At 58.3% G+C, this 15729-nt stretch carries 11 protein-coding genes; 2 read left to right on the top strand and 9 right to left on the bottom strand.

Annotated elements, in window-relative coordinates; translation table 11 throughout:
• Window positions 1-155: 155 nt before the first annotated feature.
• The 7 genes from RBB47_RS26045 to RBB47_RS26075 all read right to left on the bottom strand — a co-directional run bounded on the left by RBB47_RS26045 (window position 156) and on the right by RBB47_RS26075 (window position 6944).
• Window positions 156-1463 carry a tetratricopeptide repeat protein gene (locus tag RBB47_RS26045; protein ID WP_305988838.1) on the bottom strand — a complete coding sequence of 436 codons (1308 nt, stop codon included), beginning with the start codon at window positions 1461-1463 and terminating at the stop codon, window positions 156-158.
• A 90-nt stretch (window positions 1464-1553) separates the two neighbouring features.
• The gene (locus tag RBB47_RS26050) at window positions 1554-1754 is read right to left on the bottom strand and encodes a cold-shock protein (protein WP_305988839.1); all 201 of its coding nucleotides are present in this window, start codon (window positions 1752-1754) and stop codon (window positions 1554-1556) included.
• A gap of 349 nt (window positions 1755-2103) precedes the next feature.
• Entirely contained in the window at window positions 2104-2562 is a 459-nt protein-coding gene (locus RBB47_RS26055; RefSeq protein WP_305988840.1) for a YtoQ family protein, read from the bottom strand.
• A gap of 137 nt (window positions 2563-2699) precedes the next feature.
• Window positions 2700-4505 carry an adenylate/guanylate cyclase domain-containing protein gene (locus RBB47_RS26060; RefSeq protein ID WP_305988841.1) on the bottom strand — a complete coding sequence of 602 codons (1806 nt, stop codon included), beginning with the start codon at window positions 4503-4505 and terminating at the stop codon, window positions 2700-2702.
• A 43-nt stretch (window positions 4506-4548) separates the two neighbouring features.
• Window positions 4549-5406: an SDR family oxidoreductase gene (locus RBB47_RS26065; protein WP_305988842.1), complete on the bottom strand. Its 858-nt coding sequence runs from the start codon at window positions 5404-5406 to the stop codon at window positions 4549-4551.
• A 4-nt stretch (window positions 5407-5410) separates the two neighbouring features.
• On the bottom strand, window positions 5411-6250 hold the full coding sequence (locus RBB47_RS26070) for an RNA methyltransferase (RefSeq protein WP_305988843.1): 840 nt from the start codon (window positions 6248-6250) through the stop codon (window positions 5411-5413).
• Window positions 6251-6317: 67 nt separating this feature from the next.
• Entirely contained in the window at window positions 6318-6944 is a 627-nt protein-coding gene (locus RBB47_RS26075) for a TetR/AcrR family transcriptional regulator (protein WP_305988844.1), read from the bottom strand.
• 153 nt (window positions 6945-7097) lie between these two features.
• Here RBB47_RS26075 and RBB47_RS26080 point away from each other — a divergent pair, with 153 nt between their 5' ends.
• A complete protein-coding gene (locus tag RBB47_RS26080) occupies window positions 7098-8297 on the top strand; it encodes an efflux RND transporter periplasmic adaptor subunit (RefSeq protein WP_305988845.1) in 1200 nt (399 codons plus the stop codon).
• A 4-nt stretch (window positions 8298-8301) separates the two neighbouring features.
• Window positions 8302-11478 carry an efflux RND transporter permease subunit gene (locus tag RBB47_RS26085; protein WP_305988846.1) on the top strand — a complete coding sequence of 1059 codons (3177 nt, stop codon included), beginning with the start codon at window positions 8302-8304 and terminating at the stop codon, window positions 11476-11478.
• Between the two features lie 549 nt (window positions 11479-12027).
• On the opposite strand, the gene RBB47_RS26090 is transcribed toward RBB47_RS26085, so the two are convergent.
• Both RBB47_RS26090 and RBB47_RS26095 read right to left on the bottom strand, forming a co-directional pair.
• Complete coding sequence (locus tag RBB47_RS26090; protein ID WP_371932860.1) at window positions 12028-12984, bottom strand: class I SAM-dependent methyltransferase; 957 nt, start codon at window positions 12982-12984, stop codon at window positions 12028-12030.
• Window positions 12985-13125: 141 nt separating this feature from the next.
• Window positions 13126-15561: a methyl-accepting chemotaxis protein gene (locus tag RBB47_RS26095; protein WP_305988848.1), complete on the bottom strand. Its 2436-nt coding sequence runs from the start codon at window positions 15559-15561 to the stop codon at window positions 13126-13128.
• Window positions 15562-15729 lie beyond the last annotated feature (168 nt).

A 15729-nucleotide genomic window follows, 5' to 3' on the forward strand; every position in this document is an offset into this window, starting at 1 on the left:
GACCGGGCATAAAGCCCGCTCTTCACACGCTTCCTCGCGTGATTTCGCCATTTATGCCGCCAAATCGGCTTCATTTATGAGTCCGTACCCTAGCCTACCTGTCGACCCTCAACCAGCACCGGCGCGTTGCCGGTCCAGGCGCTGCGTATGCAGTCTCAGTCCGACAGCGGCCGTTGCACCTGAAAGATGAGACCGTGAACGTCCTCGCCCAGTTCACGCCGCAGCACTTCCTGCCGGTCCTGCGCATAGGCAAGTGAAGCCTCCTCGGCGCATTGGCGGATATAGTTCGGCGTGTGCGCATAACGGCCCGAGCTGTCGACGCGGAAGTCTGCGCCTGTATCGTCGGTCAAGTGTTCGACGCTGGCGACAAGTTTGCCGCCGGGCTTCAGCGCGCCGTAAAGCGCTTTCATGAAAGGCCGGAGATTGCCGATATAGCAAAGCGTGTCGACGCACACGGCAAGGTCGAAGGGCGTCGGAAGATCCGAACTCAAAAAGGCGACAAGTTCCCCTTCTACGAGATAGTCGTACGCATTGAGTTGCGCAGCCTTTTCCATCATGCCCTTCGACAGGTCGACACCGGTCAGCCTGACGCAATGGTCTCGAATGAGCGGACCGCACAGGCCGGTTCCGCAGCCCAGATCGACCACATCCTCAAACGGGGCGGATCTTTGACCCGCGAGCGCAACCACGTCTTCTGCGACAAGTTCCGGCGCACGGTAGCCGAGCCCCTCAAGGACTTCGTCGAACGAATCCGAAAACTTGTCGAAATGGGTTTTGACATAGTCTTCCGGGGCGTGTTCCAACTTGTCCCCGCGCACGGCGGAAAGATGATACTGCGCCGCCTTGTTGTCCGGATCGGCTTCGACGATCCTTTCAAAATGCTTTTGCGACAGATCCGTCCGTCCGAGAGCTCCCAGGACACGTGCGCGCCAAAGGGCTGTCGGGGCCTTGGCATCATCGAAGTTGAGTGACTTCTCGAAAGCGTCCGAAGCCTCCTCCTGCCGGCCGGTAAACATCAGTGCGAGACCGTAGGTGTGCCATGCGCTCGGATTTTCCGGATCGAGGCGGACGATCTCGGACATGATCTCGAGAACTTCCTCGTAATCGCCGGATGCGCGCAACAAATGATTGATGTTCTTCCAGGCGTCATCATGCCTGGAGTCGATTTCCACGGCGCGGACGTAGGCGGCGAACGCCGCCCTGGGCTCGCCGGTCAGTTTCAAAATGTTGCCGAGATTGTTCAAGGCCGAGGTGTTTTGGGGGTTTAGTTCCAGGGACCTTTCGATGAGCCCGATGGCACTTTCGGTCCGGCCGGCATCGAAGTGTAACAACCCCAGGAAATGCAACCCGTCAGGGTGCTCACGATCGGCATCCAGAATTTCAAGATAGATGTCCTGAGCGGTCTCCAGATCGCCCTTTCTGTGCGCGGCGATCCCGTCCTGCAGCCTCGCGTCCAAATCCATGGCAAACCTCAAATAATCTTCAAAAAAAATTTCCCAATAAAAAAGGGCGGTCGAACCGCCCTTGTTTTCGGAAAGTCCAGAAAGAGGACTTTACAGGACTTTCAGGTCTTCAGCCACCATCTGACCGCGGCGCCACTCCAGGTCGAATGCCACGAGCTGGCCTTCTTTCAAGGTGTCGATGCCGGACCGGTGCAGGGCCGAGATGTCAACGAGGATGTCGTCCCCGTCTTCCGGTTCGATCGTGCCGATACCTCGGCGCTGATCAAACCACTTTACGTTTCCATGTTGCATGGATCTTACTTTCCAACTTTATCGCATCAAGACGTACAAGCCTTACTCGTAGCCTGACATTTAGACGTCTTGATGACAGTGTTTATTTTAATACTAAAGTACTTCGTGATTTTTCTCCTGAAATAAACGCAGTTCCACGCAGCTAATCTTGGCTGCCGCAGTTCTGTGCGCAGTTCGATTTATGGAGAAATCAACTTACCCGGCTAACATACGCGGGAAGTCTTACTATCACTTAGTATGGTAATGAATTTGTTAATTTCAAGGTAAGACGTAAAGGCGCATTGCGGCCGCACAGCCGCCGGCGTAAATCCCGGCCGGAGAAATTCCACCCGGCCGGGGAGCGTTGATCTCAGCGGTTCAACTGACCGAGGATCACATATTTCAGGATATCGGCGACCTGTTCCGAGGTCTCGGCCACGGCAAGTGCCGCGCCGTCGACTTCCTTGAGCGGATGCGTCAGGGAAGGGTCGTGCACGACGATCAGCGACTTGCCGAGCGCTGCAGCATAGCCTGCATCGAACGCCGCATTCCATTGCTTGTACTGATCGCCGAAACGCACAACGACAATGTCGGCTTTTTCGATCAGGGTGCGTGTGCGGATCGCGTTGACCTTCGCGCCCTTGTGGTCATACCAGAACTTCTTGTCCTCGCCGCCAAGTATGAAGGCGCCGCAATCGTCGCTCGCCCCGTGATCCGTGACCGGTGCCGAGAACTCGACCGGCAGGTCAAGAGCCTTGACGCCGTCAATGATCCGCTCCCGCCAGTCCGTGTGAATTTCACCGGACAAGTAAACGCGCCATGTGCTCATCGTTTCCACCCCTCGACAAGTATTAAGGTTGTCTGTTCGGTGCCGAAGCTGGAGCGTAGATCAGGCGCCGTCAAGGCCGGATCCGGCGATTTCGTCTTCCCGGGCGCCCGGCACGGGGCAGACGAGGTTGGTTCCGGTTACTTAGAATTGAGGTGCCACACACCGTCCCAGCGATCCGGTGCGCCTTCTGCAGAGATCAGCTGCAGCCGGTTCAGGAAGACGGGAGCAATCTTGTCCTCCGGATAGGCGGCGGCAATCTCTTCAAAGCCCTGCCTTGCGTCCTGCCAGCGCGCTTCTGCGAAAGAATGCAGTGCCGTTTCCGACCAGGTTTGCAGACGTATCAGCTCATCCGTCATGTCGTCTGACCGGGCAAGCGGCGTATAAACGCTTGTGGGTTCGGTCTTGCCCTTTACCTGGATCTTGTCGACGGCCCTGAATTCGATGCCGAGGGCCGTGTTCCGGGTTCTTTCGCAAACAAGTATCTGCGTGCCGTAGATCTTGTTGGCGCCTTCAAGCCGCGCGCCCAGGTTCACCGTGTCACCCATGATCGTGTAGTTCTTGGTCTTTTCAGAACCGATGGACCCGATCACGGCTTCACCGGTGGCAATCCCGATACGCTGCTGCAGGACAGGCAGGTTTTTTTGAAGACCAGTCAGCTCGGGCAGTTCTTTCTGGAACTGCTCCATCAGACGGATATTGCTGAGGGCGCTTTCGACAGCGAGCGCGGCCTGGTCGCCGTCATCGCTGAAGGGCTGAGCCCAGTACGCCATGATCGCGTCGCCGATATATTTGTCGATCACGCCCTCCCGGTCCGTGATCTCGGAAGACATCAGGTCGAGATAGCGATTGAGGACGCGAACCAGACCTGCAGGCGTGAATTGCTCCGAGATCGTCGTGAAGTCCGCAAGATCGGAGAAGTAGACCGACACGACCTTCTTCTGACCGGCTGTTGCATCCGACTGGTCGGTGATGAGACCCGACACGACACGGGGATCGAGATACTGGCCGAACGTATCCTTGATTTTCTGTGTTGATCTGAGCCCGTCGACCATGGTGTTGAAACTGTGCGTCAGCGCTCCGATTTCGTCGCGTGACAATGGCGTCAGCCGGACTTCGAAATCACCTTCTTCGACACGTTTTGCACCAGTCGAAAGCGCCCGCATCGGCTTCAGGATACCTGTTATGACAAGAGAGGACAGCAGCAGCGCAAGAGCTCCGGCTGCAGCGGTTGCAGCGATGCTCGCGTAAAGCGCCTGCTGTTCATGAAGGGCTGCCGTTGCAATTGCATTGTCGGTGAATTCGCTGACATGCTCGCGCAGGGAATCGAGCCTTTCCGTGAGCTTTTGCTCCTCATGCTCGAGCTGTTCTTCGAGTTTCTCCCGCGCCGCCGGCGGAAGGTCAGAAGACTGAACCAGATTGAGGGCTTGGCTGTGGAAGCTGCTGTGTTGGGTCTCAATCGCGATCAGTGTCGGATAAAGCGCTGCCAGTTCCAGCTTGTCCTGAAGCGACGTTGCCGTGTCCTGTGCGGACTGCACACGTCTTTCTGCGGAACGCAGGAGGGATTCGACCTTGTTGGCGTTTTCATCAAAAAGCGCAAGGCCCACTTCCAATCGCGCTTCCAACTGCCGGATCCTGGCCACAAGCTCGGGACTCTGACTGACAGCGGTATCGATTTCTGCCTGGGACTTGTCGTAGCTGAGAGCCTCCAGCCGATCCGCTCGCAGCTCTGCTTCCAGTTTTTCCACCCGCTCCAGTTCGAGTTCTTCCTGCAGGGCGATCACCTCGATCTGCGCCACCTCATGCCTGAGGGGCGAATAGACCTGCGAAATGAGTTGGAGCTCCTTGTTGATCTCGAAGATCTTGTAAATCGAGTAGGTGGCCGCAGTTGCCATGATCAGAAACACGATCAGGGAAATTCCGAAAATCTTCCAGGCAATGCGCATTGTGTTGAACCGCCTAACGGTCTGGGATCGGTGCAGGAGGTGCCTACAGGGTGGGCAGCAGATCTTTGAGCGCTGTCCGGTAGTTGGGGTAGCGGAAAGTGTAGCCCAATTCGTCCTTGATTCGCCTGTTGGAAACCCGCTTGTTCTCGCCGTAGAAAGAGCGTGCCATCGGTGTCAGGTCTGCGGTCTCGAAGGGTATTTCCGGTGGAGCTTCGACACCCAGCAATTCCGCCGCGTGAGTCACGACGTCCTGGGGCGGTGCCGGTTCGTCGTCGGTTACATTGTAGATCCGGGTCGAGGGCTGCTGCATGGCAAGCTTCAGGGCGCCTGCAATGTCTGCAACATGGATCCGGTTGAAAACCTGGCCCGGCTTGACCAGCCGCCGCGCCTTTCCCTTCCTGAAGTTTTCAAACGTGTTGCGGCCCGGGCCATAGATCCCCGACAGGCGGAAGATTTGGACCGGCAACGTATTCTCGCTCGCAAACGCCGACCAGGCGTTTTCAGCGGCAACACGTTGAACCGATCGTTTCGAAACAGGCTTGCACTGCGTGTCCTCGTCAACCCAGGCGCCGTCGTGGTTGCCGTAGACGCCGACGGTGGACAGGTAGCCGATCCACTCTGGCCGCCCTGCTGCAATGTCGCCGGCATGCTGGTTGAGGACCAGGTCGCCGGTCTCATCGGGTGCGATAGAAACCAGCACATGCGTCGCCTGTTGAAGCGCTTCGGCGATGCCGTCACCCTTTCCCTCGCCGTTGAAAAGAAAAGGTTCAATCCCGAGGCCCCTCAGCGTTTCAGCCTTTTCAGGCGACCGCGTCGTACCGCCGATCCAGTCGAAGTGCTCGCGCACTTCTTCGACAAACGCCTTGGAAGAAAAGCCAACGCCAAAAACGAAGAGACGCATTTTTTCAGAGCTCCAGGTGATTTCGACGGATTTCATATAGGGCGACGCCGGTAGCGACCGCCAGATTAAGGCTGTCTGCCTGGCCGGTCTGGGGAATGCGGATGAGGGTCGGACACACCGCCGCCATGTCGTCTTCCAGACCTTGCTGCTCGTTGCCCATGACGAGGAGAACCGGCTCGGAGTAGTCAGGTGTCCGGTAGTCGACAGAGCCCTTGAGGTGGGTGGCCGCCACAGTTCCCGGCCACTTCGCTGCAAATGCTTTGAAGTCTTCCTTCGTCATTTTGGCGAGCGACACATGAAACAGGGAGCCCATGGTCGCACGAACCGCTTCTACGGCGAACGGATCGGTGCAGTCACCGACAAGAACGACACCGCTTCCGCCAACGGCATCCACGGTCCGGATGATGGTTCCGAGATTGCCCGGATCACGTACGCGATCCAGGGCGACCCAGACCGTGGCTCTGTCGGTATCGATGTCCTTGGCCTGCAGGACTTTTTGCTCATAGACCCCGACGACCGTCTGCGGATTGTCCTTGCGGGTCATGGCGGACATCACTGCCGTCGAAACTTCGAGAATCAGTGCGCCGCGGGCCTTGGCGGTCGCGGCTGCCTTTTGGGCAAGCGCATTCTCCCGCGCCTCCGGACCGAGGGCCAGATACCGCACGGTCCATCCGGCTTCCAGCGCGTCTGTCGCCAGTTTCAGACCTTCCGCGACGAAGAGGCCGGACTGGTTCCGGTGTTTGCGCTGGGCGACAAGGCCCTTGATTTCCTTGACGATCGGGTTTGAGTGGCTGGTGATTTGCTTCACCGCGCCCTGGCGCATTTCTTTGCCTTTCTGGGACATGTCTCGCTCGGGAGCCGCAATCTGGTTTTCGTTCGTCAGGCTGGATTAGGGGCAAGCAAGGAGGCGGTCAAGTCTGCGGGCGGAAAGGTGGCGGCAGCAGGCGCTCCGTCGCGATCAGGATCGACTCGTCGATATTGACCGGAAACGCTGTGACTTCGAGCTTGCCGTCAATCGCCAGGAACGACAATCCGTGCACCTGGGTCCAGAGCGGAAAGGCATTGCGGACGACGGTTTCCGTGATGTCGTGTTCGCCCGTGTAGCGCGCCACTTCACGCAGCAGCACGCCATAGGAGGCCCGCCCAACTTCCTTCAGTTCCTCGATGCGGCCGGAATGTGCGCGGGTGCTGAACATCAATCGGAATGTATGCGGTTCGCGGAGCGCAAAATTCACATAGGCGCGCCCGATTGCCGAAATCGACTCAATCGTGCCGCGCGGATGCTGCGATGCGTTTTCTTCCATCTGGGCACCAAGCCGCTGCAGGCCGTCCTTTGCCACCTCCGTCAGGAGATCCTGCTTCGACGCAAAGTGGCGATAGGGAGCGGCGGTGCTGACCCCTGCAAGACGGCAGGCGTCGGACATGGAAAATCCGTCCGGGCCGTGTTCTTCAATCAGGCTTCTTGCAGCAGCGACAAGCTGACCGTGCAGGTCACCATGGTGATAGGCGCTTTTTTTCTGGACCGTTTTTTTGGCCATTTTCCGGCGTTTCCGAACTTTTTTTGTTTGAATCTCTTGTCGAAGTTAATTCGTCTAACATATGTTAGCAACTGTAACATAGTTAGAGCTGTTTACATTTGGAAGCCACTGGGCAGCAAACAGCAACGCCAAAGCGAAGGTGAGGACCTGACAATGTCGAACGAGAATTCCGTTCCGGAGACTGTGGCGCGTCGCGACGGATTGCTGAAGCGTCTTGGCCGCAGGCTCATTAGCCTGACCACCTTCTCCATCAACCTCGGTATTGCCGCCGCAGCGGTCATGATCGGCGTAAGCACCATTCAGATGAGGGCCGAGGAAAAGACGCCAATTGAGGCCGCTCCCCTCGTCGAGGTTCAGGCAACAGCTCCCGATTACCAATCCGGCTATGATGTCACCCGGAGTTTTGTCGGACGTCTTGAGCCCGCGCGAAGCACCGATCTCGGTTTCGAGCTTTCCGGAACGATCAACCAGATTTCCTTCGACGAAGGCGACGAGGTGCGCGAAGGCGATGTGGTCGCGGTCCTGGATACTCGGGCTCTTGAAGCTGAAAAACGGCGGCAACTTGCCAATCGCCGGGCGACCGAGGCTGACCGGGAGCTGGCCGCGCTTACGCTCGAACGCCGGCAGCAGCTGCGTGATAGCGGCCATGTCAGCGACCAGGTGCTCGACGAAGCCAGGCTGTCCCTGTCAAGACTGGAGGCAACGCTTGAGCAGATCGACGCGGCTGTAGAAGCAATCAACATCAATCTTGAAAAGTCGGTTCTGACAGCGCCGTTTGACGGAACGGTTGGCGAGCGGCTCCTGGATGAAGGGGCGACCGTGTCGCCCGGCGCTCCTGTTTTGCGCTTGCTCGAAATTGCCAGGCCGACCGTCCGTATTGGGCTTGCGCCCGAGGTTGTCGACCGCCTCGCACGCGATGACGTCTTTCGGGTTCGCATTTCGGATCGACTTTTTGATGCACGGCTGTCCGGATTGCGTCCGGACCTGGAAACAAGCACCCGCACGATTGAGACACTGTTTGAGTTGGAGACCACGGATGTGGCCCCTCAATTCGGCCGGCTTGCCGAGCTCACCCTGACCGAGAGGGTGGAGACAGATGGCTTCTGGGTGCCGACAGCCGCGCTCAAGGAAGGACCGCGAGGCTTGTGGACGCTTCTGGCCGTCGTTGAAGACGGCCCCGGAGCAGATGGCGAAGGCTTCGTGATCAGGCAGGAAGCGGTCGAAGTCCTGACGGCGGACGCGGAAAGAGCCTTCGTGCGTGGCACAATCTCCACCGACACGAGGATCGTCGCCGATGGCGTGCACCGCGTGGTGGTCGGACAAAGCGTCAACCTGATCGGCAGCGGAGTTTAAGGCCATGGCGACCCTGTTTTTCCGGCAACCCCGGCTGGTTGCACTCACGATTCTCGTCATTGTCGCCGCTGGACTGTCTGCACTGGTCGGTATCGGGCGCCAGGAAGACCCGACGATCACCAACCTTTTTGCAACGGTGACAACGGTTTATCCGGGTGCCGACCCGGCCAGGGTCGAAGCGCTGGTCACCGAAAAAATCGAGGATGAACTTCGGGAGATCGAAGAGATCGATGTGATCGAATCAACGTCCGGTTCATCCATTTCGATTATCCAGATCGAGCTGCTCGACACTTTGAACGAAGACGTCATCGAACAGGCGTGGTCCGAGATCCGAGACAAGATCGGTGATGCGACGAGGGAGTTTCCGCAAGGGGTTCAGGAGCCCGAATTCAGCACGGACGGAGCAGGTGCCTTTGCATCCATCAGCGCACTTGTCCCGCGGCACGATAACGTCTCCGAAGCCGTTCTGCTGCGCTATGCAGAAGCATTGTCGGACACTTTGCGCAATGTGCCCGGAACCAAGTCGGTGGAGATTTTCGGAGAGATCGAAGAGGAAATCCTGGTCCGGATCGATCCGGCGCTTTTGACATCGCTTTCGCTCACAGTTGACCAGGTGTCTTCCGCAATCAGCAACGCGGATGCCAAGGTTCGGGCCGGGCGCCTGCGCAACCTCGACCGTGAGTTCCTGATCGAGGTCGAAGGAGAGATCGCAGCTCTCGACCGTATTCGGCAGGTGCCGGTTTCGGTCAGCGAAACCGGCATCGTCACCCGCGTCGGCGACGTCGCCGTGGTGACGAAAGGCAAGAGGGAACCGGCAGAGGAGATGGCGTTTTCCGCCGGACGGCCCGCCATTCTTGTCGCGGCCAAGATTGCCGACGGGCTCCAGGTCGATACCTGGATGGAACGCGTGCGTGAGCGCATCGCCGGGTTCGAAAAAACAATGCCCTATTCGATCGAGCATGAACTTGTCTTTGACCAGAGTGTTTACACGATCGATCGTCTGTCCAATGTCGGCGTCAACATTGCGATCGGCATGGGTCTCGTTGTTGCCGTTCTGCTGGTGACCATGGGGTTCAGGTCTGCCTTTATCGTTGCAATGGTTCTGCCCGTGGTCACGCTCGCCTCCTTTGCGACCATGAGCATGATCGGCCTGCCGCTTCACCAGATGTCGTTGACCGGTCTGATCGTCGCCCTCGGGCTGCTGGTTGATGCCGGCATCGTCATGACGGATGAGATCGGACAGGCGCTTCGGAAAGGACTTGGCCGGAGCCAGGCGGTCGGCAAGGCGGTTCGTCGTCTTTTCGCACCCTTGCTTGCCTCGACCGTAACCACCGCACTGTCCTTCACCCCGATGGTGCTGCTGCCGGGTCCGGCGGGTGACTTCGTCGGGGCAATCGCGATTGCCGTGATCATCATGCTGCTATGGTCTTTCGTCGTCGCCGTTACCCTGACAGCTGCGATTGCAGGCTGGTTGCTGCCCGCCGGCAGCGAAGGTGGCCCCGTCAGAAAATCCATTGTTTCATCGCTTCTTGCCGGTCCTTTCCGCTTTTCGCTTCAAATGGCGATGCGCAATCCGGCAAGCTCGGTCGCCCTGGCACTTGTTCTGCCGGTCGTCGGTTTTCTGAGCATGCCGACCCTTACCGCGCAGTTTTTCCCTGGTGTCGACCGGAACCAGTTTCACATCGAGGTTGAACTAGCGGATGGAAGCGCAATTGCCGAGACCTCCAATACGGCCCTTGAGATTGACCGCGTTCTGGCCGTCACAAATGGGATCGAGCAGGTTTCCTGGGTCGTCGGCAGGAGTGCACCCGCATTTTACTACAATATCGTCGGCAATCGCGATCAGGCGCCCGCCTTCGCGCAGGCTCTCGTGAAGACGGCTTCTGAGGACGAAACCGTTCGCCTGGTTCCGGAGCTGCAACAGACCCTGTCACGGCAGTTCCCGAACGCCCGTATTCTCGTGCGTGACCTGGTGCAGGGACCGCCCGTCGACGCTCCGGTTGAGCTGCGCCTGGTCGGACCTTCGCTGGAGGTCCTGCGCGAACAGGGCGATGCCCTGCGCCGGCTTGCAGCCCGTGTGGAAGAAGTCACCGTGGTTCGCACGACGTTGGATGGCGGGTCGCCGAAACTGAAGATGTCCGTCAATGAGGACAAGGCCCGCCTCCTGGGTCTCGGACTTGGTGACGTTGCCCGTCAGCTCGAAGCGACCCTTGAAGGGGCAACGGGCGGCAGCCTGATCGAAGGCACGGAAGAACTGCCGGTCAGAGTGCGTATTGGCGATGACAGCAGAGGCGATCTGGTGCGTATCGCAAGTTTGCCGATCCTGCCCGCCGGGGGTGCGCCGGGCGGGGCGGGCTATCAGGGTGTCCCGCTGTCTGCAATCGCGGATATCCGCGTCGAACCGGCAGAAGGCCAGATCAACCGGCGCAACGGGGAACGGACCAACACTGTCCAGGCCTTTGTCCAATACGGCGTTTTGCCGGAAGAAGCGCTCAAGAAACTGCAATCGGAAATGGTCGCCGCCGGATTTGAGATGCCCGAAGGCTATCGCATCGAAACAGGTGGCGACTCGGACGCCAGAGACGACACGTTGACAAACCTGATTGGCTCGTTGGGCCTGATCGTTCCGCTTTCGATTGCCGCGATCGTGCTGACGTTCAATTCGTTCCGCCTGTCAATCGTCACGTTCCTGGTCGCGATACTGTCCGCCGGCTTGAGCATTTTCGCCTTGGCCGTGTTTCAGTATCCCTTCGGCATTAACGCAATCATCGGTGTGATCGGTTCCATTGGGGTATCGATAAACGCCGCCATCATCATTCTGACCGGGATGCAACAAAACGAAGCCGCGGTAGACGGAGACCGGACTGCAATGGTTGACGTTGTCATGGGGTCGAGCCGTCATATCGTTTCAACGACGCTGACCACCTTCGGAGGCTTTTTGCCGTTGATTGTCGGCGGTGGCGGTTTCTGGCCTCCCTTTGCCATGTCGATTGCCGGGGGCGTGTTGCTGTCGACGGTGATCTCGTTCTATTTCGCGCCGCCAATGTTCGCGCTTGTCTATGCACGCAGGCACAAACTCGCACAGTTGAGCGCGTCGGAGGCCGCAGCGCTGAAGACGCAGGCTGAAGCGAAGACGCCTCGGTCGAACGACAACTTCCAGCCTGCAATTGCAGCCGAATGAGGACCAGGGGACGGACTCATAAATGAAGTCAATTTGGTTTGGATCGTTTTGACCAGCGGCAAGGAGCGAAAGCGCAGGAAATGTGGTTCATTTTCAAGCCTTTCGCGACGAAGCAGATGGTTAGAGCCCTTTTGAAGACTACAGAGCCGCTTGACCCGGTTTTCGGGTCTGGCGGCTAGGCGCGATCTGCGCGGCGGTCTGATGACCGCAAGCAGGGCGCAACGACGTCCGGCGGGTCTGAAAACCGGGCCTTCGGTGGGCCAATTCAGCCCATCTCCAGCGTTGCGGAGCTTGCCCGATGCGCCACATCGCACTGCGCTCCGCGCCTTGGTATGAGCTGAATTGGCTCCATCAAGTGGCTCCGTAGTCTTCAAAAGGGCTCTTAAACGGCCAAATCCGAAGGACGGCAAAATGGCTTCACCTCGCAGCGTCAACGCGCTTGACCGGGCATAAAGCCCGCTCTTCACACGCTTCCTTGCGTGATTTCGCCATTTATGCCGCCAAATCGGCTTCATTTATGGGTCCGTACCCTAGGGGTGCGGACCCGGGCTACCGGCTGCTCCAACGGGAAAACAGCGACGTCGACAAGGCGCGCTCGCCGTTTTCCTCGCGGATCACCAGTTCGCCCGACTCCAGAAGTCCGCCCTGCTTGGCGAGCGTCTCAGCCATGAGCTCGTGGATAGACACGAAGCTGGAGCGGATCGCATAGGCCGTCAGGATCATGAAAAGGGACTCTTTGGTCAGCAGCTGCCGGAGATCATCGAGCATTCCCGGCAGACTTGTGTAGAGGTCCCAGACCTCACCTTTGGGTCCGCGTCCGTATTTCGGTGGGTCGAGAATGATACCGTCATATGTGTTGCCGCGCCGGACTTCCCGGGCGACGAATTTTGAGGCGTCTTCGCAAATCCAGCGGATAGGCAGGTCTTCCAGGTCTGACAGGGCCTGGTTTTCGCGGGCGTAGCCGATCGCCTTCTTGGACGCGTCGACATGGGTTACCTGGGCGCCCTCCGTTGCTGGAAGCAGGGATGCCAGTCCGGTATATCCAAACAGATTGAGGATTTTCAGCGGCTTGTCGGGCGCACGTTCCTTTTCGGCCCGGACTTTGCCGTTGACCCACTCCCAATGTGCAGCCTGTTCCGGAAAAACGCCCACGTGGCGAAACGACATGAACCGGCCATTGTAGCGCACCGGGCCATAGGACATCGGCCATGTTTCCGGGACATTGCCGGCAAATTTCCAGCGTCCTGGCCCTTCTTCTTCCGTATCACCGGAAAAGACGGCGTCTGCACGGTTCCAGACGCCTTCCTTGAGGTTTCGCACACCCATCGCTTGCGGTTCCGGCCGCACGATCGTGAAGCGTCCGTAGCGTTCAAGCTTCTCGCCGCGGCCCATGTCCAAAAGACGGTAGTCCTTCCAGCCCTTCGTCTCCAGAATCACGGGCCAGGATTGACTTGGCGGTTGTCCGAAAGGGGCAAAACTGGGCGCGTTCGACGTGTCCGCCACGATAGGCTCTCGATCTTGGGTGGTTCGGTTGTTGCTCCGCCTTAGTCCGCCCGCACGCGCAGGTCAACGGTTTCGGCACCGGCAGAATGGAAAAGGGCGGGAGTGCATGCCACTCCCGCCCTCTTGGCCACTTTGTCAACTAACTCAGGCTGCGGCGACTTCCGACAAGAAGTGCTCGACTTCCCGTTTCAAGTGGTCGGTCTTTTCCGTGAGTTCACCGGAAGCCGAAAGAACCATGTCTGCGGAAGACGAGGTCTGGTCGACGGCCTGGGACAGCTGGCTCATGGAGGAGGAGACCGCTCCGGTGCCTTCTGCCGCACGCTGGACGTTCTGCGAAATCTCTGCCGTCGCCGCGCCCTGCTGCTCAACCGCTGATGCAATCGCGGTCGTGTAGCTGTTGACCTCGTTCATCGTCTCGGTGATCTCACCGATAGCAACGACCGACTCCTTGGTGGCATTCTGGATTTCAGTGATCTGGGAGCTGATTTCCTCAGTGGCTCTTGAGGTTTGTGTCGCCAGCTCCTTGACCTCGGCTGCAACAACCGCGAAGCCTTTGCCAGCCTCGCCGGCACGGGCCGCTTCGATGGTCGCGTTGAGCGCCAGAAGATTGGTCTGTTCGGCAATTGCCTGGATCAGCGTTACGACCTCACCGATTTTCGTCGCGGCCTCTGCAAGACCCTCGACCTTTTCGTTGGTCACGCGTGTTCCCGTTGTCGCCCGGTCCACGATCTCGGTGGTTTGAGCGACCTGCCGCGAAATCTCGCCAATCGAGGCGGCCAATTCCTCGGCAGCGCTTGCGACGGTCTGAACGTTGTTTGTTGTTTCGTTCGATGAGGATTGTGTCTCGCTGGCATATCCGGCGCTGTCGCGGGCGATCTCGGTCAGTGCCCGAGCCGTGTTGTCGAGTCCATCGGCTGTCGTGCCGACGGAACCGAGCGCGTCCTCGGCGGTCGCGCGGAAGCCGTTGATCAGGTCGTCGACCCGTTGCTGGCGTTCTTGTCGCGCAGCTTCTTCCTGTGTCGATTGCGCCTGAAGATTGGTGCGTTCGATCGCGTTGTCGCGGAAAACCTGAACCGTGCGGCTCATGTGGCCGATCTCGTCGCCGCGATCGAGGCCCGGAATATCCACTTCATTGTCCCCGTCCGCGAGACGGCGCATGACGTTGGTGATCGTCTGGATCGGACGTGTGATCGCCATGTTCAGCACGAACGCAAGACCGACACCGCCCAGGATTGCGAGCAGGATTGTCATGATGATCTGCATTTCCGCCGCGCTCGCGGCAGAGTTCGCAGCCTGTGACTGAGCGTTCGAGATTGCTGCAATGTCGCCGCTGACCGTTCTGGTCAGATCATCCAGTTGTTGAAGTTTGAGTGTCAGTTCATCCTTTGCGAGCAGCATATCCTTGAAGGACCTGTCGAGCATCGCAATGGAGACCGGGATCGACTCGATTGCTTCAGCCGCCGTCGGAAGAACCTTTGCGTATTTCACAAGGTCTTCTTCCAGCTTCGCGAGCGCCGCGATCTGTTCTTTGACGGGAACCGTATCTTCTGCCCCGAAAGAGCCAAACAGATAGAGCAGTTCCGCCCGTGTCGACTCAGCTTTCTGGCTCAACGATTTCGCCTTGTCGGAAATTGCACGGATTGTCGCGAGCCGGGTCGAAGCCGACAGCGCGTCGGATTTTGCCTGGTCGACGACAGGGGCAACCTGCTTCAGCACTTCGACCGTCTGGCTGTTCATGCCGGCAATGCCTTCGCCGACCGCAAGCCGGGCTTCGTAGGCTTCGGAGAAACCGAGATCCTTGGTTAGGTTTTCGACTGCGTCGAGGAGGTTGTTCGCTTGTACGTCAAGCTGAGTAAGCGTCTTGGACGGCATACCCTTGATCTGTTTGTAGCGGATCTGTTTGGCGGAAGAGACAACGCCACGGGCGATGTGAATTGAGTTCTCCAATGCCTCGCCCTGGAGATTGCCGCTGCCTTCCAGATACATGAGCTGGATCTGGATGACGTTGTCCTTGAGTTCGAAAACACCGCGTTGGATCTGCAGAGCGTTATCGAGCCGGCTGTCAGCCGAAAAGGCCTCGGCACTGACGCGTTTTTCTTCGGTGACCACCGCATCGGTGATGTTGAACGCAAGCTTTCCGAGATCAGACGTGCTGTCCTGCAGTGTCGCGAGACGTTCTGCTTGCTGGTCCTTCTGAGCAACCACCTGTTCGAACGTTGCCGCAAATTTGGCGACTGCGTCCTTTGCCCCCTGCACCTGCGTTTCTGCGCTCGGATCGCCGGTGACCTCGTGCTCGAGCTCCTCCAGGGCCGCGTCGATTTTTGCGATCTCCTGATGAACCGCCGTGCTCAGCTCGGCCGTTGGGTTCTTCAGATAATCTTCGCGCTTCAGAGACGTGGCCTGGACCTGGCCCGCGACCTGCGCTGCATGATCAGCGACAACGAAGCTTGAGGAAAGGTTCTGGATCGCAAAGAAGCCGACGGCGCCCACGGCTGCAGTCAACAGCAGCACTGCAAAAAATCCGCCACCGACCTTGAAGCCGAACTTCAGGTCGATCAAGGTTTTCAGAATTCGTTTCATAAGATCCCCGCATAGCTGCAACAACAGCAATTCCCTGAGCGCAGTATTGGCGGGAGCGATGAATTTTAGGTAAATTGTTGTCGTATTTCGACAAGTTGAATATGTCCGGATATTGTCAATTATCCGGACAAATTACTGATGGTCTCGATTTAAGTCTTGTTCTTCACA

The sequence above is a fragment of the Roseibium sp. MMSF_3544 genome (assembly GCF_030732845.1).
Taxonomy (GTDB): domain Bacteria; phylum Pseudomonadota; class Alphaproteobacteria; order Rhizobiales; family Stappiaceae; genus Roseibium.